Here is a 21738-nt window from a genome sequence, read left to right on the forward strand (position 1 = left end):
CCCCGACGATGCCTTTAATCTTTACTTTATGACGATAGAGGTTACCTAATGCAAGTGCAATTATTCTTAGGTAATTATTTTTCGATACTCAGTAGTTCAATATCAAATACAAGTGTTGAGCTACCAGGAATTGAAGGCGTTGATTGGTCACCGTATGCAAGCTCTGGTGGAATCACTAAGGTTACTTTTGAACCCACGTTAACGTGTTGTAAACCTTCCGTCCAACCTTCGATGACTTGGGCCAATGGAAAGGTTGCAGGCTCTCCTCTGTCGTAAGAACTGTCGAAGCTTGTGCTGTCAGTCAGCATTCCTCGGTAATGCACGGTTATTGTGTCAGTTGTAGCAGGTTTCTTTCCTCGACCATCTTCATGAACTTGGATCATTAGGCCTGAATCAAGCTCGGTCACGTTCTTTTGCTGTTTGAAGTTTTCACGGTACTCGTTACCTTGCTCAATCACTTCGGCTTGCTTGGTTTCAGAGTACTCAGCCAATTTATCAGCGACTAACTTATCGAGATCTTTTAGCACTTCTTCAATCTCTTCTTGTGTCAGTTGAACATTGTTACTAAAGCTGTCATGAATGCCACGGAAAACATCGCTATCTTCTAGGTTGATTCCCAACTCTTTAGGCTGGTTTAAGCTAGTAACAAGGTATTTCGAGAATGATGCACCGATAGCATAAGCCGCTTTTTGCTCTAATGTCGTTAACTCAGCCGCAGGTTCATCGGCTGTTGCTGGCACAACTTCAGTGGGTGCTTGTGGTTCTGCTTGAGTTGGTTGCTCATTTTGATTGCAACCAAATGTTAGGAAAAGCGCAGCGCCTAGAGTAGAAAGTTTAAACAATTTGTTCATGACATCGTTTCCGAGTTATTTAAGGAAAATAGGGTACATAGCTGCAGAGTGACCTTGTTGAATCGCTTCTAACATGGCTCCGAAGTAAGGCATCGAGTAAAGGAAGAACTGCTTATAACCGACACAGAGGTGATTCAGCCCTGGCTCTAAATCAGCGGTGATAGCGGTTCTGTCTTTCGGGCAACCGCCATTACAGAATGGTCTAAAGTGACATTTTCGACACTGCTGAGGAAGGGTGGTCCATTTGTTGGTCCCAAACTCTTTTTGTCGGTCACTGCAAGCGATAGCGCCTAAATCGATAGAATCGATGAGGTTCGAGTCGATATTTGCCGGAGTCATGTGACCCACTTGATATTCGTCGTAGCTGTAGTGATCACAAGAATACAAGCTGCCATCATGCTCTAGCATCATCTGCTGCCCGCATAGCTCACTGTGGAAACACATTTGGCTCGGTTGTCCGGCTAAAATGCCAAGCGTATTTTCAAAGAACTGAATGTGAATTTTGCCCACATCTTCTTTTTTCCATTGATCAAATACATCGCATAAGAAGTGGCCCCACTGTTGTGGCGTTAAAGACCAGTCTTTATCGCTACGTTGATCCGATGGATGCTCTACACAGGGTTGGAACTGGATTACCGTTGAACCTAGGTCTTTTAACTCTTGGTAGGTTTCTTTGGCCAAATGCGCATTTTCATTATGAACGACAGAAAGGGTGTTGAAGGCAACGTCATATTTTTTTAGTGCTTCAAGGCCACGCAACGTGAGGTGGAGGCTATCGTTACCTTTAATATCAGGGCGAGTGCTATTGTGATTCTTCTCTGAACCATCAATGCTAATACCAATCAGGAAATTGTTCTCTTTGAAAAAGGCTGCCCAACGGTCATTAATTAAGGTGCCGTTGGTTTGAAAGTTGTTGGTAATAGTCATGCCCGGACGAGCGTATTTTTGTTGAAGCTCAACCGCTTTTTTGAAGAAGTCCAGACCACGTAGGGTAGGCTCACCACCTTGCCAGCTAAACTCAATGTGTTTTGCTTGTTGTGGCTGTGATTCGATATATTGCTTGGTATACGTTTCTAACACTGCCTCAGACATCTGCATTGTCGCGTTAGGCTCGTATCGCTCCTCTTTGCGAAGATAATAGCAGTAGTTGCAATCGAGGTTACATTTAGCACCAACAGGTTTAACGATAAGGTGATAAGGATGAGTAGACTGAGTGGTCATGGGTGACTCCAGAGCTTAATTAAACGGCCATCATCCTTATTAACTAATATCGAACGCTGTAGCTCCTTGTTCGTAGGTTGCAAATTTATCACTGCTACTCGAAGCGATAAACAGAACCCATCAATACTCTTTATTTATGTTGTAAATGTTTAAGGTCTTTATCGAAGATATCTTTCAATAGATCTCTTAACCATTTGTGCGCGGCGTTATGGGTGAACTTACGATTCCACACTAGATAAATATCGATGGGCTTAGTATCAAGGGGTACTTCGAAAGTCTGTAAACTGAATAGTGGAGAAAATTGTTTGGCGTAACTTTCAAGGGTCACACCTAATGACTCTGTATTACTGATAGTCGCAAGCATACTCATCATCGAAGACTGTTCTGTTAATACCCTACGTTTTGGTAGTACCTCTTCTGTAAATAGATCGAAGGCTGTCAAATTAAGCCGCTTTAGATTAAATATGACGTGTTTCTCTTCAAAAAACTGCTCACGAGATAGGCTTTTAGATACTCTCGGGTGACAGGAGCTAGCTAAACAAACTAGATCGTCTGTGGCGATTTTCATAAAGTCGAGTGACGCCGATTCTGGACGTTTTACATCAACAATAATATCAGCGGTGTCATTGTGTAATGCATTGATTAAGAATTCCTCTTCTCCGGGCATTTCACGCATGATGACATCAATACTTGTATCACTTGTACGCTTTTCAAGGTGAGGGGCAAGCAGTTGAATAAAGGCGTCAAACGCGTAGATATTGAAGGAACGGTGATCGTTGACCTCATCAAAAGAGTCAATGCCTTTTATTGATTGATCGAGTAATCGAAGTGGCTCTTCCATCTGCTCAAACAAACTTTTACCAATCGCTGTGGGTTGCACGCCGCGACCTGAACGAATAAACAAGTTGGTATCAATCGACGCTTTTAATCGGTTAATAGCATTGCTTACCGACGATTGTGTCAGGTCTAACTCCTCGGCAGCTTTGGTGAAAGAGCCTGTACGACATACAGCAACAAAAACGCGAAGTAGGTTCAGATCAAAGTGTTTGTTTTGTGGCATAAGCAAACAACCTAATATTCATAATATAAATGTTATCTATTATCTTAGGCTGATACTAGATGAGCTGTAAACCTTTTAATCTATGCGCAATCCAATTTCGGATGTATCTCCCCAATGAAATACATGGAAGAGCTGGCACGTAGGAAGTAGTCGCGTTGTGGAGTCGTTGAAACTAATAAAGGTTATGCAAATGAAAACATTTTCTAAAAACCTGATCAGCACAGCGGTTGTTGCAACTGCTGCGGTAGGCGCGGTTGCTCCTGCAATGGCAAATGCTGCTGAGAAGCCAAACATCGTTGTCATCATGGCGGATGATATCGGTTGGTTTAACACGTCTGCTTATAACAATGGCATGATGGGTTACAAAACACCAAACATCGACCGTGTTGCTAATGAAGGTATGCTATTTACTGATCACTACGGTCAACCAAGCTCTACAGCAGGCCGTGCAGCGTTCCTAACCGGTCAGTTACCTATTCGTACAGGTCTACTAAACGTTGGCCTACCTGGTTCTCCGGTTGGTCTTTCTCCATCAGACCCAACGCTTGCTGAAGTGTTAAAAGAACACGGCTACATGACGAACCAGCTAGGTAAAAACCACCTTGGTGACCAAGAGCACATGCTTCCTCACCGTCGCGGTTTTGACAACTTCTACGGTAACCTTTACCACCTAAACGCTGAAGAAGAGCCAGAGAACGAAGATTACCCACAAGACCCTGCATTCGCTGAGCGTTTTGGCCCTCGTGGTATGGTAACGGGTACTGCTGATGGCCCAACAGGTAACGATGGCCCGCTAACTCGTAAGCGCATGGAAACGATTGACCGTGAACTTACAGACATGGCTGTAGATTACATTGAAGCTCAAGCTAAAACAGATGACCCGTTCTTCTTATGGTACAACCCATCACGTATGCACGTATGGACTCACCTAAGTGAAGAGTGGGCGGGTAAGACTGGCTTTGGTCTATACGCTGACGGTATGAACGAGCTAGACCACTACGTGGGTGAGCTTCTTGATACGCTAGAAAAAACAGGTCAGAAAGACAACACAATCGTTATCTTCACAACCGATAATGGTGCTGAGAAGATGTCTTGGCCAGATGGTGGTAACACACCATTTAAAGGTGAAAAAGGTCTAACAACTGAAGGTGGCACACGTGTTCCATTTATGGTTATGTGGCCAAACAAAATCCCAGCGGGTTCTGTAAACAACGGTATTCAGTCTCATGAAGATCTATTCACAACGCTAGCGACTATCGCGGGTGAAAAAGACGTTCAAGAGAACTTCAAGAAGAAGCACGATGTTTACATTGATGGTTACGACCACAGAGACGCTTGGTTCAACAATGAAGATACGACTCGTAACGAGATCTTCTACTTCGCTGAGACAGGTAACCTAGAAGCGGTACGTGTTGGTAAGATCAAAGCGACGTTCATTCAGCCGACTGAAGATAATTGGTTCGCTCCACGTCTTGCAACTACTTGGCCTCAGCTAGTCGACTTACGTGCTGACCCATTTGAAGAAGCACCAGAGCACTCAATGATGTACCTAAAATGGTTTGGTGACCGCATGTTCTTCTTCGTACCAGTGCAGGTTGAAGTCGCTAAGCTACTGCAGACGTTCCAAGAGTTCCCTCTACGTCAAGCGCCAACCTCATTCAACCTTGAGCGTGTAATGCAGCAGATGCCTTACCGTCCAGACGCTAAATAATTTAACGTTCTAATATTCTGGGTGTACTTAGGTGCACCCACTTTTTCCGTTAGTTTGCTTATTAAAATATTTACTCTTTCTAAAAGTATTTCAATAAGTAACTGACCGTATCAACGTGAGGCTATGTTATGCCAACTTCTTCATTACTTCCTAAATTCCAACGTCTTCAAGAGTGCGTTAACCAGACCGTCATTGGTCAAGAACGTGTTGTCGAACAGCTTGTGATTGCATTACTTGCTAAGGGGCATGTTCTGATTCAAGGCCTTCCAGGGCTGGCAAAAACGCGCGCAGTTAATGGCCTAGCAAGTAATATGAACGCTGAATTGCACCGTATTCAATTCACGCCAGACATGCTTCCGGGTGATGTCACCGGTGGCGAAGTTTATGATGCTCATAGCCAGTCGCTATCGTTTAAACGTGGCCCAGTCTTTTCTAACTTACTGCTCGCGGATGAGATTAACCGTGCTCCAGCGAAAGTGCAGTCTGCGCTGCTTGAAGCGATGGCTGAGAACCAAGTTTCTGTTGGTGGAATAACTTACTCATTACCAGAGTTATTTATGGTATTGGCAACGCAAAACCCAGTTGAGCAAGAGGGCACATACCCACTGCCAGAAGCTCAAATGGACCGCTTTTTAATGCAAGTATTGGTGGAATACCCAGAGAAAAATGCCGAAAAAGAGATGCTTAAAATGCTACGTAGTGAGCGTTTGGGCACAAGCTTAGACGTGGCAGGTTTGAGTGTTGAAGAAGTACAAGCCGCGCAGAACTTAGTTGAGAAAGTAAGTGTGTCTGATGCCATTGATCAGTACATTGTCGATATTATTGATGCAACGCGTTACCCAGAAAAATACAGTCCTGAGCTAGCAAGCTTCATTCAGCTAGGAGCCAGCCCACGAGCGGCGATTGCACTTGATAAATGTGCTCGTTCGTACGCGTGGTTAAATGATCGAGATTACGTCACACCTGATGATATCCGAGCGATAGCTCATACTGTTCTTCGTCACCGTATTGCCCTTAGCTTTACCGCTCTTAGCGATAAAATGACCACTGATAAGGTGATTGATCAACTGCTCAAACAGGTTGCATGGGTATAAGAGGCGCGTATGGCAAAGCAATTGTCGGCTTCAACTGATCTGCGTATCCATACCAGCATGGCACGTCTTACTGGTTTGGCTGCGCAAGGTCGTCAACTTACCTGGCGTCCACCGCTTGGTCGCTGTTCTTTATTAAGTGGGCTAAACGTCGCTTCACAGCGTGGCCGAGGTTTAGATTTCATTGAACTGCGTCACTATCACCCTGGTGATGATGTTCGATGTATCGATTGGAAAGTGACACAACGTACCGGTCAGCCTTATCTGCGTGTCTATTCGGAAGAGAAAGACAAAACCATTCAACTGATTGTCGATCAAACCAGTTCACTGTTTTTTGCCTCAAATGGCTCGATGAAATCTGTGATTGCGGCTGAACTTGCCGCCATTATTGCAGGTCGTGTTAATTATGATGGCGATCGCTTCTGCGGCAATGTTATTCACGATAGTGGAATAACGGCACTGGTTTCTGGCCGAGGTGAATCTGCAATGCTCACCGTATTACAGCAGGTTGTCAGTCAAAATCGTCAACTCCCACAAACTTCAATGCAAGCGAATGGGCTAAAGCAAGTGCTCAATGATCTTTGTCAGCGTGGCATTAAAGATCAGCAGTTGTTCATCTTAAGTGACTTCTCTGATTTTGATGCTCAATGCGTTCCATTGATTACCCAATTAGCCGCGCATAATGATCTGTTTGCTTTTCGCGTGTCAGACCCATTAGAGATGGTACTACCCAAGCGAAACATCTTAATGGGCAATGAAGAGTATCAACTCAATATTGCACAAAATAATGAGCAACTAAGAGCGAAGTATCATGACTATATTGCGCAGCATCGCTCGGTATTAGATGCCTGCTTTAAAGCAACAGGGCAGCCTGTTTTTGATTTTACCACTCACCTTGATACTTGGGCTCAAATCAACAGCTTGTCTCACTTATCATCGAGCTCAGAGTCAGGGGAGCGTGCATCATGAGCAGTGTAGACAACCTAAACAGCACAAATGCTCATGAAGGCAGTGTGACAGAGTTTGGTGCTCACCTGATTAAAAACCTCGAATGGAGAACGCTGCCAACACCAGTATCATGGTTTCCCGCTACAACGGCTTGGTATACGTTATTTGCGCTCATCCTTTTAGCGATTATTGGCGCTGTGTTCTATCGCCGTTTGAAGTGGCTTCGAGCATCTTACCTTAGAGAAGCGGCGACTCTATTTGAAGAGTACCTTCAAACCGATCATCAACGAATTGGTCACTTAGTGAAACGTGTTGCAAATCAACACTGGCCAGAAGGTAAGGTAGGGGTAATGAATGCCACTGCTTTTTACCAGTTTCTACAGCAGCAACAGGGTGAGTTGTCACTCTCTAATTCTTGTTGTGAAGCACTTCTCCAAACGAGTTATCAGCCAAATGTAGTGTTATCAGAGCAACATGTGGCGGAAGTGAGAGCTTGGTTAGGAGCGCTTTATGTTTGAATTTACCTATCCTTGGTTTGCGTTGGCGCTCGTGCTACCAATATTAGTCGCGCTTGCACCTGCCCACTTAACTCGTTTTAGAGCCGTAAAACACAGTCATTTTGAGCAGTTCCAAGCATTGTCACAGCAAAAGCTCTCTAAGGGTGCCGTTAAGTTAACGCCTCTATTTTGGCAGCGCAGTTTGGTGATTCTGCTTTATCTCTCTTTGGTATTGGCGGCAATGCGGCCGGTCTACTGGGGAGAGGTGAATACGATTGAAACTCAAGGCAGAGAAATGCTCGTCGCTGTTGACTTGTCGGGTTCAATGGAAGCGCGAGATTTTGCTGATGAAGAGGGTATTGAGCAAAGACGTATTGATGTTGTTAAGAACTTACTTGAAGAGTTTCTTTCTCAACGAGAGTCAGACCGCGTTGGTCTTATTGCCTTTGGTGATGCGGCTTATCTGCAGTCTCCGTTTACTTCTGATTTTATCACCTTAAGACAGCTTCTAGCAGAGATGGATGTTCGTATGGCGGGCCCAGGAACGGCGATTGGTGATGCGATAGGCGTTGCGGTGAACCACTTTGAACATGCGCAAACGACACACCAGACTCTAATTTTGATGACAGATGGTCGAGATACCAATAGTAACTTTCCACCGATTGAAGCGGCGCACTTTGCTGCGGAGCACGGTATTACTATCCACTCAATTGCAATTGGCGACCCTGCATCAGTGGGTGAAGAAGCGATTGATATGGAGATGCTCAACCGTATAGCTGATCTTACTGGCGGTGTCGTATTTGAAGCGCAAGATGCCTCTGATCTACAACAGGTCTACACCCAGATCGATCAACTAGAGCCTGCGGTTTTTGATAGTTATAGTGTCAGACCTAAATTAGAGCTCTATTACTACCCTATTGGCGTCGTGCTCGCTTTGATCCTGACTGCTTTGCTCGTTGTTTTACTCAAGCTATCTCGCAATATCAATAAAGGGGAGAAGTAGATATGTCTGAATTTCACTTCATTCGCCCAGCTTGGCTTTTAGCCCTTATCGTCGTTGGCCTTATTGCGTGGCTGATTCGTCAGCTTAATAGTAAAAATGATGTTCGTGATTTGATCGCGCCACACTTGCAAGCATCAGTGCTGACGAAAGACACCACCCAATCCCGATTATCCCCTAAAGCGCTATTACCATGGGCGCTTGCCGCTCTAGTGATTATATGTGCAGGGCCGACTTGGAAACCAGAGCCTGGTACGCAGGCGCAGAACCAGTCGCCTCTTATCCTAGTAGTCGATCTCTCATGTTCTATGGCTGAGTCAGATGTCACACCAACGCGTTTGGAAGCCGCAAAGCTAAAAATAACAGAGCTTATTAACAGCCGTGAAGAGGGTGAAATTGGCATATGGGTTTACGCAGGTAGTGCGCACTTACTTCTGCCACCCACACAAGACAGAAATGTTCTCGATTACTATCTAGATAGCCTCTCTACAAGCCTAGTACCGCGAGCAGGTAAAAACGTGTCAGCGGTATTAAATGGTATCAAGGAATCGAACCTACAGGCGGAGGGTTTTGTCTTTCCCGGTAGCGTTATATTAATTACCGATCAAATAGACCGAAGTTCGCAACAAGCGATGACTCAATACTTACAAGATAGTGATGATCAACTACTGGTTTGGAAGTTTGGTTATTCTGCATCACTGGATGCGCCTTCTGGGGTACAAACAATCTCAATGAGTGCCGATGAATTAGACCTCAAGCGAATCAACCGTTGGGTGGATGATTACCAATACTTCGACCCGCAAGACAGTGATATTGAGTGGCAAGAAGCGGGTTACTTTCTGGTGTTTGCATTGTTACTGATCACCTTGACGTGGTTCCGCCGTGGCTGGACGATTCGTTGGTTTGCTCTACCTTGGCTATTTATTATGTCGTCAACGTCACCAAACCTTGCCTATGCTGATGAAGTGGAGTCTAAGCTAAGTTGCCAGAGTCTTTGGATGGAGATTGTTTTCACGCCAGAGCAGCAAGCTCGTTGGCACTTTGAGCGAGAGAACTACGCATGTGCTGCTCAGCTTTTTACTGAGCCAGAATGGAAGGTAGAAGCGCTGATGAGAGACAGTCAGTGGGAGTGGGCGCTGATGTTACTCAATAACCTTGAGGTGACAGAGCCAAGCGACCAGGTCAGGCGTGGATTGAATATTGGTATTGCTTACACCCACTTGCAACGCTTTCGTAGCGCAGAGCGTTGGTTTAATAGCGTGTTAGAAATCGAACAGGCAAACCCAGTCGCTCTGCACAATTTAGAGATTATAGAAGACATTTTTAAATTGATGGAAGAGCGAGCTCTCGGGCAGGGGACAGCAGGAGAAGATATGACGGCTGATTTTGTCAATTCACTTGCTGAAGATATGGGCATTGAAGAGCCAGAAGATAAAATTGAGGTGATTAATAGTGCCGACCTTATTGCCGAAGAGCATTTAAATAAAATCTGGCTAGAGCAGGTTCAAACCAGCCCTGAAGTGTTTTTACGTAACAAGTTTTCGAATCAATTGAATAGCGCTTTGTCTTTTAATGAAGAGATATCAGCAACTGAGGCGGAGCGTAAGCATGACTAAGAGACTTTCTATCTTACGCACGATCACTGCTTTAATACTTTGTCTTCTGAGCAGTGTTTGTGTTTCTGCAAGCAACGAACGTGGTTATCAACCTCAGTCTCGGGTGACTTGGGATGCGTTTTGGGAACTTAGAACAGAGGGCGTGACTGAACGAGAACGAGCAACGCTCTGGTTAACCATTACAAGCAATTCTCCTATTTCGGGTCAATTCTCTATTGAGCCTTTGAAAGTTTTAGGGCTATTTATTGAACCTAGTGATCGACCTAGCTATTCACACCAAAATCGTGACGGTCAACGCTTCTACTTGGCCAACTATCGTTATGATATTTATCCGTCTAGAGCGGGAACCTTTAGCTTACCTGAGCTAAAGGTTCAGGTGACTCAAAAAGAGGACGAGTACCAATTTACCAGTGATTCTTATCGAGTAGAGGCCTCTGCTCAGCCTCGTGAGGCGATGGGGGCCATTTCAACATCGAATTACTCGTTAAGTCAGAAAGTGACAAAAACCGATATTATGTCTGGTGGAGTAGTCACTCGTACTATTACTCAATCAGCGAAAGCGTTACCGGGCTATCTTATTGGCCAACTACCACCACTTGTTTTTTTAGACCAAAGCGTTGAATTGACGCATGGTAGAGAGTCTCACTCAATCAGCGATTACCGTGGCCACATGACCGGTACAAAGAGCAGTAATCTTCATTACCGATTTGTCGAAGCGGGTGAGTATCAACTTCCAGCGGTAGAGGTGACGTGGTGGAATAATGCCAAAGGTAGCTTAGAGGTAGCGACCTTACCTTCAATCGATGTAACTGTCGCTGCACCACCTCCACCACCTTTAAAAGAACGTGTTGAAATCGCTCTTTTTGAGTTGCGAGAGCAAGCCCCTATTTGGTGGTATCAAAATCAACTGTGGGTGTTCTTGATGGGAGTTTCTGTAGTTTTGGCCTATTGGTTAAGGGCCAAGATAGAAAAGCAGATAAAACGCATTGCTCAAAGGTTAGTTCTGTTTAAACAGACCTCAGTGTATTGGTTCATTGAATTAATGATCGCGGCATTGAAACCCCAAGAGGCTTGGCAACAGGCATTTTATTCTTGGATGAGAAAGAAAAATTTATACTCGATTAATCGATTACCTGATCAGTTTGAATATGTGAAAGAGCAATGCCATCAATCAGGGTCATTGAGTAGAGTAGGAACATTACGTTGTGTGGCTAAATGGGAATTTAGTCTGATTTCAAATAGATGGAATCTATCCGATATTAATCCGAAGTAAATAGGATAATTTAAGATGAAAAAGACTCTAAGAATTGCATTATTGATGGCTGCTTCCGTCTCATGTTTATCATCATTTTCAGCATTTGCGCAGGAAGAGGTGACGAGCATTAAGCCAACGACTTATAGTGGCGCTTCTGTCGTTAAGATGGATAACAATCACTATCGAGTGCGTATTACTTCACTGCTTGCAGCGAAAATGCGCTGTGTGGCTTATAACAATGAAGAGCCAATCGCAATTAACTCTGTGGCTATTTACCCACCAGAAGGCGTGGCTGATTTTTATATTAGCCCGGAAGAAGGCCCAGTGACTCACGCAACTTGTTGGGTAACCAGTACACGTGAAGGCGATAGAGAGAAGATCGATCAGCTTGAGAAAGAAGCACAAAAGCGCCAAATGCAGATTGAAGAAGCGGACTTACCGTTCTATCAAATCGCGCCTAAAACGAATTAATCAAAGCCAAATCTAAGGTATTAACTAAAGAAAAACCCTCGACACTTGAACAGTATCGAGGGTTTTTTATTTCTAGGTTTTTAGTTAGATACTAACGAATTAACCTTGAGTCGCTTGAATAGCTGTCAGTGCGATTGTGTAAACAATATCGTCTACTAGCGCGCCGCGAGACAGGTCATTCACTGGCTTGCGCATGCCTTGAAGCATTGGACCGATAGAAACTAGGTCTGCTGAACGCTGTACCGCTTTGTACGTTGTGTTACCCGTGTTTAGGTCGGGGAATACAAATACAGTCGCTTTACCTGCTACAGGAGAGTTCGGTGCTTTAGAAGCTGCTACGTTCTCCATGATCGCTGCATCGTACTGTAGAGGACCGTCAATGATAAGATCAGGACGTTTCTCTTGAGCAATCTTAGTCGCTTCACGTACTTTATCTACGTCAGCACCTTTACCAGATTCGCCCGTAGAGTAAGAGATCATTGCAACACGTGGGTCGATACCAAATGCTGCTGCAGAATCTGCCGATTGAATCGCGATTTCAGCCAGTTGCTCAGCGTTTGGATCTGGGTTGATTGCACAGTCACCGTATACCAATACTTGATCAGGCAGAAGCATGAAGAAGATTGACGATACGATAGAGGCATCAGGTGCCGTCTTGATGATTTGGAACGGAGGAACAATCGTGTTAGCCGTTGTATGAACTGCGCCAGATACTAGACCGTCTACTTCGTTGTTCTCAAGCATCATAGTGCCAAGGAATACAGAGTCTTCTAGTTTTTCACGAGCAACAACTTCCGTCATGCCTTTCTTGCCACGTAGTTCAACAAGGCGAGCTACGTAGTTTTCACGTACAACTTCAGGGTCGATGATTTCAACGCCAGCACCAAGTTCTACGCCTTGCGCAGCAGCAACACGGCGAATTTCATCAGGGTTACCGATAAGTACACAGTTCGCGATTCCGCGCTCAGCACAGATAGCCGCAGCTTTTACTGTACGTGGCTCATCACCTTCTGGAAGTACGATACTCTTGCCAGCTTTACGCGCATATTCTGTTAATTGGTAACGGAATGCAGGTGGGCTTAGTCGACGAATACCCTGAACGCCTTCAGATAGAGAGTCAATCCAAGGGCCATCAATGTGACTAGCAACGTGTTCGTTAACAAACTCGATACGCTCTTTATCGTCTGCAGGTACTTCTAGGTTAAAGCTTTGCAGGTTAAGAGATGTCTGCCAAGTGTTACCTTGCGCTTTGATGATTGGAAGACCAGTTTCAAATGCAGGCTTACAAAGTTCAACGATCTGCTCTGGAAGGTCATAACCGCCAGTTAGCAAGATTGCACCAATTTCAACGCCGTTTTTCGCAGCAAGTGCTGCAGCAACGATAACGTCTGGGCGGTCTGCTGAAGTTACAAGCAGAGAGCCTGGTTTGAAGTGCTCAACCATGTGAGGAAGAGAGCGTGCACAGAACGTAATGCTCTTAATACGACGACTTTCAATCTCACCTTCATTGATAATTTCAGCTTTCAAGTGCTTCGCCATATCAACCGCACGAGTCGCGATCAGGTCGATGCTCCAAGGCACACAGCCAAGTACACGGATAGGGCTAGAGTTGAAGATTTGCATCACTTCTAGGTTCGCTTTCTGAGCGCTGTCTGCATCGTCAAAGATATCAGATAGGTCAGGGCGAGTACGACCTGCTTCATCAACTGGAGCGTTAAGCTTGTTAATGATAACGCCTTTAATGTTTTTGTTCTTAGCACCACCAAAGTTAGAACATGCAACCTCAATACGCTCTTTTAGCTGAGATGGGTTGTCAGTACCTGGCGTTGCAACAAGAACGATCTCTGCACCTAACGTTTTAGCAATCTCAGCATTTACTTGGTTAGCAAATGGATGCTTACGTGTTGGTACAAGACCTTCAATCAGTGTTACTTCAGACTCGCCGTTTACCTTGTTGTATTCAGCAACAATCGACTCTAGAAGTACGTCCATTTTCTCACTACCGATTAGGTTTTCGGCGGTTGAGATTGGCGTTGGTTGACCCACGATGATTGAGCTGTTTGCTTCGATAATCGTTGAGGTTAGATCTGGCTGATCTTTGCCTGAACGTGGTTGGGCAATTGGCTTGTAGAATGAAACATTAACGCCTTTACGCTCCATAGCACGAAGAACACCCATGCTAACACTAGTTAGACCAACACCAGCGCTAGTTGGGATAAGCATAATAGTACGAGACATATGCAAAATACCTATATTTATTTGAAATAAAAGCCCAACAATTATTCCCTAAATCTCGACATGTCGTACTGAACGACGATGGACAAAATCTGTGAGGAATAGCGGTTGAGCCCCTATATTTGTATTTCGTAAACAGAGTTACCAAATACATATAACAGAAAAAGCGGCTAACGATATGTATCGCTAGCCGATATTTATTACAGTGCTGCTAGACGAGCTGTGTCTTCTGCGATTACTAACTCTTCGTTAGTAGAGATAACCATTGCAGGAATACGGCTATCAGCAGTAGTGATAGTACCTTCGCCGCCAAAGCGTGCTTTAAGGTTTGCTTCACCATCTACTTCGATACCGAAGATAGCTAGACGCTCTAGTACTTTTTCACGAATTGGAGCACCGTTCTCACCGATACCACCAGTGAATACGATAGCGTCTACACGGCCATCTAGAGTCGCTGTGTAACCTGCAACGTATTTCGCTAGGCGACGAGTCATTACGTCCATTGCGCGAGTTGCAGCTTCGTCTTTACCGAAGTTGTCTTCGATGAAGCGACAGTCAGGAGATACTTGAGTTAGACCCATTAGGCCAGACTCTTTCGTTAGCATCGTGTTGATGTCTTCGATTGAGTAACCTAGAGAGTCATGTAGGTGGAAAATGATCGCAGGATCGATATCGCCACAACGTGTACCCATAACTAGGCCTTCAAGAGGAGTAAGACCCATTGAAGTGTCTACTGATTTACCATTTTTGATAGCACAGATAGAAGCACCGTTACCTAGGTGACAGTTGATGATATTAACTTCATCCGTTGGCTTGCCTAGTTGCTCTGCAACTTCACGAGCGATGAACAGGTGAGAAGTACCGTGCATGCCGTAGCGACGGATGCCGTGCTCTTTGTATAGGTTGTACGGTAGAGCGTATAGGAACGCTTCTTCTGGCATAGTTTGGTGGAACGCAGTATCAAATACTGCAGAGTTTGGTAGGCCAGGGAACGCTTTTTGAGCTGCTTTAATACCAACGATAGCTGCAGGGTTGTGAAGAGGTGCAAGTGCTGCACAGTCTTCGATACCTTTAAGAACAGAATCATCGATAAGAACTGACTGTGTGAACTCTTCACCGCCGTGTACAACACGGTGACCGATCGCTTTTAGTTGCTCTGCTAATTCTGGCTTAGAAGCAAGGATTGTTTCAACGATGAAAGAAAGAGCTTCGTTGTGTGCTGCGCCTTCACCTAGTTGTGCTTCGTGCTTGCCATCAAGTTTCCACTTGATACGAGCTTCTGGAAGCTCTAGACATTCAGCAAGACCTGTTAAGTGTTCGTCGCCATTTGTTGCATCAACAATTGCGAATTTAAGTGAAGAACTACCGCAGTTTAAAACTAAAACCAGCTTAGACATGAGTGACTACCTGTTAATCGTCTGAATTATTCAGTAAAGATGAAAATCAATCTCAAGAATAGCTGAACTGATAAAGAGTACGTACTATTCTTGGTAAAAGTTAATTAAATATCCTTTTAATAAGACACTATCTGCTCGTAGACAACCTATGCTCTTATTTAGCACTTGCTAACCAACAGTAGTGGACGCAATCCTTGCAGTGTTCATCTCAATGGTTGCCTAAATCACAAATAACAGCAACAATGAGTATGATGGGGTGCAAAGAATAGCGATATTCTGCAAATATAACAAAAAAAATTGAAAGAATATTAACTTTAGTCAATTTTTTACGCTAAAAATTGAAAGATTAAAAACTTTTAGTAATGGCACTATCGAGAGCGAGAGAATTCTATGAGTGATAAAGTCGGGCTGGTACACAGCTTAAGAGACGGTCAGAAGTACATGGATACGTGGCCAATGCGTAAAGAGCTTGCGGTATTATTTCCCGAGCAGCGTTTGATCAAAGCGACTCGCTTTGCCATTCGTGTTATGCCTGCCATTGCTGCAATCAGTGTCATCACTCAAGTTGCGTTTCAAAATCAGCAAGCACTGCCTCAAGCGGTTGTCGTTGCTCTTTTCGCCATGAGCTTACCACTTCAAGGTATGTGGTGGCTTGGTAATCGTGCTAATACTCAACTTCCTCCTTCGCTTGCCAGTTGGTATCGAGAACTGCATCAAAAAATTGTTGAAAGCGGGTTGGCAATGGAGCCAATGAAATCAAAACCTCGTTATAAAGAGTTGGCGCAAACATTAAACCGTGCGTTTAGACAGTTGGATAAAACCGTTTTAGAAAGATGGTTTTAGGTCGCTAAACAAGCGGCGAGTACGTAAAAGATGATCGAAATGAAATGGGTGCAGATAGTGTGCCCGTTTTTGTTTCTAGGCTACCGATAAAAGTAATCGACAAACAATAAATGCATAAAAGGAATTATCATGAATAGACTTGTGATCATTATACTCTGCTTATTACTTCCACCCGTTGGTGTTTTCTTCTCACGAGGTGCAGGTAAAGATCTACTGATTAATATTATTCTTACTCTGTTTTTCTGGGTTCCAGGAATGGTGCACGCACTTTGGGTTGCAACACGTTAGTAGGAGAACGTTCATCGAGAGAGTGTTTGATAGGATAGCGGGAGTAGATGGTTTTTTTGAATGCATACCATCATTACTTTTAGACAAAAAAGGTCTAGTTTATAACTAGACCTTTTATTAATAAGCATATGTTTAGCTAAACATTTCGATCGCTTTTTCAGGTGCTACATATTCAAGGTTGAAGCTTTCTGCCACTTCCTTGCACGTCACTTTACCGTGAATAACGTTCAAGCCTTCCAAGAAACCTTTATCTTCAAGCAGTGCTTCACGGTAGCCCTTATTCGCTAATTTAACGATATAAGGCAGTGTTGCATTATTAAGTGCAAATGTTGAAGTTCGAGCGACGGCGCCTGGCATGTTAGCCACACAGTAGTGAACAACGTCGTCTACGATGTAGGTAGGGTCAGCGTGAGTTGTCGCGTGAGACGTCTCAAAACAACCGCCTTGATCGATAGCCACATCAACAACAGCCGCACCTGGTTTCATTTTCGCGATGTGTTCTTTTGTTACCAGTTTTGGTGCCGCAGCGCCAGGGATAAGAACTGCACCAATCACCAAGTCCGCTTCTAGAACATGCTTCTCAATGGCGTCTTCTGTAGAATAAACCACTTTTGCACGACCTTGGAACTCTTCATCTAGGCGACGAAGTGTATCAAGGTTGCGATCTAGAATGGTGACGTCGGCACGTAGACCAACCGCCATTCGAGCGGCATTTGCACCAACCACACCGCCACCCACAACGACGACTTTTGCGGGCTCAACACCTGGTACGCCACCTAGTAGAAGTCCGCGTCCGCCGTGAGATTTTTCTAAAGTTTGTGCGCCAGCTTGGATTGACATGCGACCTGCGACCTCAGACATAGGTGCAAGTAGTGGCAAGCGACCCATATAATCTGTTACAGTCTCATAGGCAACGCAGACAGCTTTGCTCTTTATTAGCTCATCAGTTTGTGGAAAATCTGGTGCGAGGTGTAAATAGGTAAATAATATTTGCCCCTCTTTGAGCATAGCTCGCTCGACAGTTTGAGGTTCTTTGACCTTTACAATCATCTCTGCTTTCGCGAAAACGTCAGCAGCAGTAGGAAGAATGGATGCGCCTACAGCGATGTAATCATCGTCTGAAAAACCGATGCCTGAACCGGCATTAGTTTCTACAAAAACTTGGTGACCGTGAGAGATTAGTTCTCTCACACTAGCTGGGATCATGCCCACTCGATATTCGTGGTTCTTGATTTCCTTAGGTACGCCAATGATCATCCTGACTCCTTATGTTATTTTGGTTGTATTATCTATGTGTAGGGTAATTCTGTCGAATTAATATCTAGTATAGAAACTAATTTACAAAATTTGATACTGAATATTAAAAAGTTGTAGTATATTTTTTTGCAAGGAAGTAATAAGGTGGAATAAAAAATGGCAGACAATTTCAAAAAGCCGTCCAAGGATCTAGACCGTATCGATCGCAATATTCTTAATGAGTTGCAAAAAGATGGTCGAATTTCTAACGTTGAACTCTCAAAACGAGTAGGACTTTCTCCTACTCCATGTCTTGAGCGTGTTCGTCGCTTAGAGCGTCAAGGGTACATTACGGGCTACACAGCGTTGTTAAACCCGCAATACCTAGATGCATCACTGTTAGTATTTGTTGAGATTACGTTGAACCGCGGAGCGCCAGACGTATTTGAACAATTTAATACAGCAGTACAAAAACTTGATGATATCCAAGAGTGTCATTTGGTTTCTGGTGACTTTGACTATCTGTTAAAGACTCGCGTATCAGATATGAGTGCTTACCGTAAATTACTTGGTGATACGTTGCTACGTTTGCCGGGTGTTAACGACACTCGCACCTATGTGGTCATGGAAGAAGTTAAACAGACTAATCAACTGGTGATTAAAACTCGCTAACAGCTATAAGGCTTGTTCTACGGGCCTACCAATAGCTTGAAACTCCTAGTGAGTTACTAACGTTAGCAATATTGGAACTCTTTTCCATATTCTGACGTTAGGCAATTGGGTTTTTATCATCAGTGTGGTTAAATCATTATGAGCGGCGTTTGCCGCTCGTATTGTTTTATCTATACTAACTTGGCATTCGTTAACCCTGTATCACGTAACTCAAGTATAAAGTAACACAAGGTTAGGTTAGTCATTATTCAGATTAAAGTAGGTTTATGTTCAACGAGAACAAAAAGAAAGTCGCAACCATTATCAAAACAGGTGAAGCCTCTAGTTCGCCTCGCCTAAACGGTACGCAGCGGCTGAAAGAGTGCGTACTCATTCTTGCCGTGCTTGTCTCCATTTTCTGCACAGTCGCTTTATTTACCTTCAACCCTGCTGATCCGTCATGGTCCCAAACAGCATGGGGTATGGATATTCAAAACTCAGCAGGCATTGTAGGCGCATGGGTAGCCGATACGCTCTTTTTCACGTTTGGTTCACTGGCTTATCCTATTCCCCTCATTGTTACCGCTGTCGCGTGGATCTTTTTACGTAATCGCGACCAAGAAGAACCCATTGATTTAATGATCTGGGGGACTCGCTTACTTGGGTTGACCGTTCTTATTTTAACGAGCTGCGCCTTAGCTGATCTCAATTTTGATGATATTTGGTATTTCTCTTCGGGTGGTGTCATTGGTGATGTACTGACAAGTCTTGCTGTACCAACTCTAAATGTTCTTGGAACAACACTCGTTTTACTCTTTGTTTGGGGGGCTGGCTTTACGCTCTTAACGGGAGTGTCTTGGCTCGCGATGGTTGAGTGGATAGGCGATTACTCAATACGTTTAGTTACCGCACTGGTTAATAAGTTGCGCGGTGAAAAAGAAGAGAACATTTCAGCTATCGTTGCTCAGCCTCAAGAGGAAGCTGTCGAGCCAATGTTTACTTCTGAGTCGGCATCACGTCGAGATTCATTTGAAAATGATGGACTTGCTCAAAATGAAGTATCTCATCCAGTTGAAGAACCTTTATCAGATAAAGAAGCGAAGCAAACAAGACACTTTAATATCCATATGCCGGAAGTGGCTCCAAAAGTAGAAGCTTCAGCAGTATCACTTGGCTTTCAAGCGGATAAAAGCTTTGATGAACCGGTAAATGAACGAGAACATTCGTTGTCGGCAACGATAGAGCAGCTCGAACAAGCTGCGTTAAATGATGAGGACTTACCTCACTATCAAGAGCAGACGATAGAGGATATTGAAAATAGGCAGCTAGAAGATTCGGAGGTCTCAGCAATGCCTTGGGCGCAGGAGTCAGAGGAACACATTTATCCAGATACGCAGGAAAACCCAGCGCTTGAACACGAACTTGAACCAGTGCTATCGAGTCGTCATTTAGATCATGTAGTGGAGGATGTTGAACCAAATTTGGAACAACAAGAGCCTACCATTTCTACGTTTGATGTTATTGACGATCTGGAGGAGCCTGAACCTCATCAATCCGAGAGTAACTCTGAGAGCCAATTCGTAGATAGTGACGTGGAAAAATTCGAAGAGGTGACTGAATCACCTTTAATCGATTCAGATCTAGCAGAGCAGCCTGTTGACGAAGATGTGGATGCATTTCAATCGTTGGTTTCAGATGCACAAGCCAATGCAGCAGGAAAACAAAACCCATTCTTGGTTCAAAAAGAGTCGTTTTTACCAATGCCAGCAGAGCCACTGCCGACGCTTGAACTACTGTATCATCCAGAGAAACGAGAAAACTTTATTGATCGAGAAGCGCTAGAGAATATTGCTCGACTCGTTGAAGCGAAACTGGCGGATTATAAAATCAAGGCGCGAGTTGTGGATATTTTCCCTGGGCCAGTGATCACTCGCTTTGAATTAGATTTAGCGCCAGGGGTGAAAGTAAGTCGCATATCTAGCCTTTCTATGGATTTAGCGCGTTCACTTTCTGCTATCGCGGTTCGTGTTGTTGAAGTCATACCTGGCAAGCCTTACGTTGGTTTAGAACTACCGAACGTTAGTCGACAAACGGTATTTTTCTCGGATGTCGTATCCAGCCCTACATTCACTGAAGCCGTATCTCCTACAACCGTGGTATTAGGTCAAGATATTGCTGGTGATGCGGTTATCGCTGATCTAGCGAAAATGCCTCATGTCCTTGTTGCGGGTACGACGGGCTCAGGTAAATCAGTGGGTGTTAACGTCATGATCCTCAGTATGCTATATAAGGCATCCCCAGAGGAAGTTCGCTTCATAATGATTGACCCTAAGATGCTAGAGCTTTCGATTTATGAAGGGATCCCGCACCTGTTAACCGAAGTCGTAACGGATATGAAGGATGCGTCTAACTCTTTACGCTGGTGTGTAGGCGAGATGGAGCGTCGCTACAAGTTGATGTCAGCGCTAGGGGTGAGAAACGTGAAAGGCTTCAATGATAAATTGAAAATGGCGGCTGAAGCAGGGCATCCAATTCACGATCCATTGTGGCGTGAAGGCGATAGTATGGACCCTGAGCCACCGCTACTGGAAAAGCTTCCATATATTGTTGTGATTATCGATGAATTTGCCGATCTGATGATGGTCGTGGGTAAAAAGGTCGAGGAGCTAATTGCTCGTCTTGCTCAGAAAGCGCGAGCGGCGGGTATTCATCTTATCCTAGCGACTCAACGTCCGTCGGTGGACGTCATCACTGGTTTGATTAAAGCAAACATCCCAACCCGTGTTGCATTTACCGTTTCCACAAAAACAGATTCGAGAACCATTCTTGACCAGGGTGGTGCAGAATCGCTACTTGGCATGGGTGATATGCTTTATCTTCCATCGGGCTCTAGCCATACCATTCGTGTTCATGGTGCATTTGCTTCAGATGATGATGTACATGCCGTGGTGAATAACTGGAAAGCACGTGGTCGTCCAAATTACATTGATGAAATCACTAATGGTGACCAAACGCCTGAGACGCTACTACCGGGTGAAAAAATGGAAGGGGATGAAGAGCGAGATGCTCTATTCGACCAAGTCGTTGAGCATGTTGTTGAGTCACGTCGTGGCTCAGTGTCGGGTGTTCAACGTAAGTTTAAGATTGGTTATAACCGTGCCGCACGTATTGTGGAGCAGTTAGAGGCTCAAGGCATCGTCAGTGCCCCTGGACATAATGGTAATCGTGAAGTACTAGCACCAGCTCCCACGCGTGATATGAACTAAGCCTTATCTGATATTTTGTGTAGCGCTAAAAAAGCCCCTTCTAGTATGACGAGAAGGGGCTTTTTGATCTGACTGATAGTAGTGTGTCACGACTTCAAGTG

General features: G+C 44.4%; 18 protein-coding genes. 12 read left to right on the top strand and 6 right to left on the bottom strand.

Translation table 11 applies throughout. From position 1 onward, the window contains the following. Positions 1 to 74: 74 nt before the first annotated feature. The 3 genes from fkpA to KP803_RS05750 all read right to left on the bottom strand — a co-directional run bounded on the left by fkpA (position 75) and on the right by KP803_RS05750 (position 3132). Positions 75 to 851, bottom strand: a complete 777-nt coding sequence (gene fkpA, locus KP803_RS05740; protein WP_248007886.1) for an FKBP-type peptidyl-prolyl cis-trans isomerase — start codon at positions 849 to 851, stop codon at positions 75 to 77. A 15-nt stretch (positions 852 to 866) separates the two neighbouring features. Further along, on the bottom strand, positions 867 to 2072 hold the full coding sequence (locus KP803_RS05745) for an anaerobic sulfatase maturase (RefSeq protein ID WP_248007887.1): 1206 nt from the start codon (positions 2070 to 2072) through the stop codon (positions 867 to 869). A gap of 130 nt (positions 2073 to 2202) precedes the next feature. Continuing rightward, on the bottom strand, positions 2203 to 3132 hold the full coding sequence (locus KP803_RS05750; RefSeq protein ID WP_248007888.1) for a LysR family transcriptional regulator: 930 nt from the start codon (positions 3130 to 3132) through the stop codon (positions 2203 to 2205). A 190-nt stretch (positions 3133 to 3322) separates the two neighbouring features. On the opposite strand from KP803_RS05750, the gene KP803_RS05755 reads away from it, so the two are divergent. The 8 genes from KP803_RS05755 to KP803_RS05790 all read left to right on the top strand — a co-directional run bounded on the left by KP803_RS05755 (position 3323) and on the right by KP803_RS05790 (position 11721). Then, positions 3323 to 4843, top strand: coding sequence for an arylsulfatase (locus KP803_RS05755; RefSeq protein WP_248007889.1), 1521 nt, complete (start codon positions 3323 to 3325; stop codon positions 4841 to 4843). Between the two features lie 128 nt (positions 4844 to 4971). Beyond that, positions 4972 to 5937, top strand: coding sequence for an AAA family ATPase (locus KP803_RS05760; RefSeq protein WP_248007890.1), 966 nt, complete (start codon positions 4972 to 4974; stop codon positions 5935 to 5937). 9 nt (positions 5938 to 5946) lie between these two features. Further along, positions 5947 to 6903 carry a DUF58 domain-containing protein gene (locus KP803_RS05765; RefSeq protein WP_248007891.1) on the top strand — a complete coding sequence of 319 codons (957 nt, stop codon included), beginning with the start codon at positions 5947 to 5949 and terminating at the stop codon, positions 6901 to 6903. Further along, entirely contained in the window at positions 6900 to 7400 is a 501-nt protein-coding gene (locus tag KP803_RS05770) for a DUF4381 domain-containing protein (protein ID WP_248007892.1), read from the top strand. The genes KP803_RS05765 and KP803_RS05770 overlap by 4 nt, the downstream gene beginning before the upstream one ends. Further along, positions 7393 to 8382 (top strand): vWA domain-containing protein, encoded by a 990-nt coding sequence (locus KP803_RS05775; protein WP_248007893.1) that lies wholly within the window; start codon positions 7393 to 7395, stop codon positions 8380 to 8382. The genes KP803_RS05770 and KP803_RS05775 overlap by 8 nt, the downstream gene beginning before the upstream one ends. A 2-nt stretch (positions 8383 to 8384) precedes the next feature. Then, on the top strand, positions 8385 to 9995 hold the full coding sequence (locus KP803_RS05780) for a VWA domain-containing protein (protein ID WP_248007894.1): 1611 nt from the start codon (positions 8385 to 8387) through the stop codon (positions 9993 to 9995). Then, a complete protein-coding gene (locus KP803_RS05785) occupies positions 9988 to 11268 on the top strand; it encodes a hypothetical protein (protein ID WP_248007895.1) in 1281 nt (426 codons plus the stop codon). Before KP803_RS05780 ends, KP803_RS05785 begins: the two co-directional genes overlap by 8 nt. Positions 11269 to 11283: 15 nt before the next feature. Further along, complete coding sequence (locus KP803_RS05790; protein ID WP_248007896.1) at positions 11284 to 11721, top strand: hypothetical protein; 438 nt, start codon at positions 11284 to 11286, stop codon at positions 11719 to 11721. Positions 11722 to 11820: 99 nt separating this feature from the next. Here the strand turns inward: KP803_RS05790 and pta are convergent, their stop codons facing one another. After that, positions 11821 to 13959, bottom strand: coding sequence for a phosphate acetyltransferase (gene pta, locus KP803_RS05795; protein ID WP_248007897.1), 2139 nt, complete (start codon positions 13957 to 13959; stop codon positions 11821 to 11823). Between the two features lie 197 nt (positions 13960 to 14156). Continuing rightward, complete coding sequence (locus tag KP803_RS05800) at positions 14157 to 15353, bottom strand: acetate kinase (protein ID WP_248007898.1); 1197 nt, start codon at positions 15351 to 15353, stop codon at positions 14157 to 14159. A gap of 390 nt (positions 15354 to 15743) precedes the next feature. Here KP803_RS05800 and yfbV point away from each other — a divergent pair, with 390 nt between their 5' ends. Together yfbV and KP803_RS05810 are read left to right on the top strand one after the other, a co-directional pair. Next, on the top strand, positions 15744 to 16196 hold the full coding sequence (gene yfbV, locus KP803_RS05805; RefSeq protein ID WP_248007899.1) for a terminus macrodomain insulation protein YfbV: 453 nt from the start codon (positions 15744 to 15746) through the stop codon (positions 16194 to 16196). A 129-nt stretch (positions 16197 to 16325) separates the two neighbouring features. Further along, entirely contained in the window at positions 16326 to 16484 is a 159-nt protein-coding gene (locus KP803_RS05810; protein WP_248007900.1) for a YqaE/Pmp3 family membrane protein, read from the top strand. A gap of 132 nt (positions 16485 to 16616) precedes the next feature. Here KP803_RS05810 and ald read toward each other — a convergent pair whose 3' ends face one another. Continuing rightward, positions 16617 to 17741: an alanine dehydrogenase gene (ald, locus tag KP803_RS05815; RefSeq protein WP_248007901.1), complete on the bottom strand. Its 1125-nt coding sequence runs from the start codon at positions 17739 to 17741 to the stop codon at positions 16617 to 16619. A gap of 156 nt (positions 17742 to 17897) precedes the next feature. Here ald and lrp point away from each other — a divergent pair, with 156 nt between their 5' ends. Together lrp and KP803_RS05825 are read left to right on the top strand one after the other, a co-directional pair. Beyond that, positions 17898 to 18392, top strand: coding sequence for a leucine-responsive transcriptional regulator Lrp (gene lrp, locus KP803_RS05820; RefSeq protein WP_248007902.1), 495 nt, complete (start codon positions 17898 to 17900; stop codon positions 18390 to 18392). A 266-nt stretch (positions 18393 to 18658) separates the two neighbouring features. Next, on the top strand, positions 18659 to 21637 hold the full coding sequence (locus KP803_RS05825) for a DNA translocase FtsK (protein ID WP_248007903.1): 2979 nt from the start codon (positions 18659 to 18661) through the stop codon (positions 21635 to 21637). Positions 21638 to 21738 lie beyond the last annotated feature (101 nt).

This window comes from Vibrio amylolyticus, assembly GCF_023145695.1.
Classification (GTDB): Bacteria; Pseudomonadota; Gammaproteobacteria; order Enterobacterales; family Vibrionaceae; genus Vibrio; species Vibrio amylolyticus.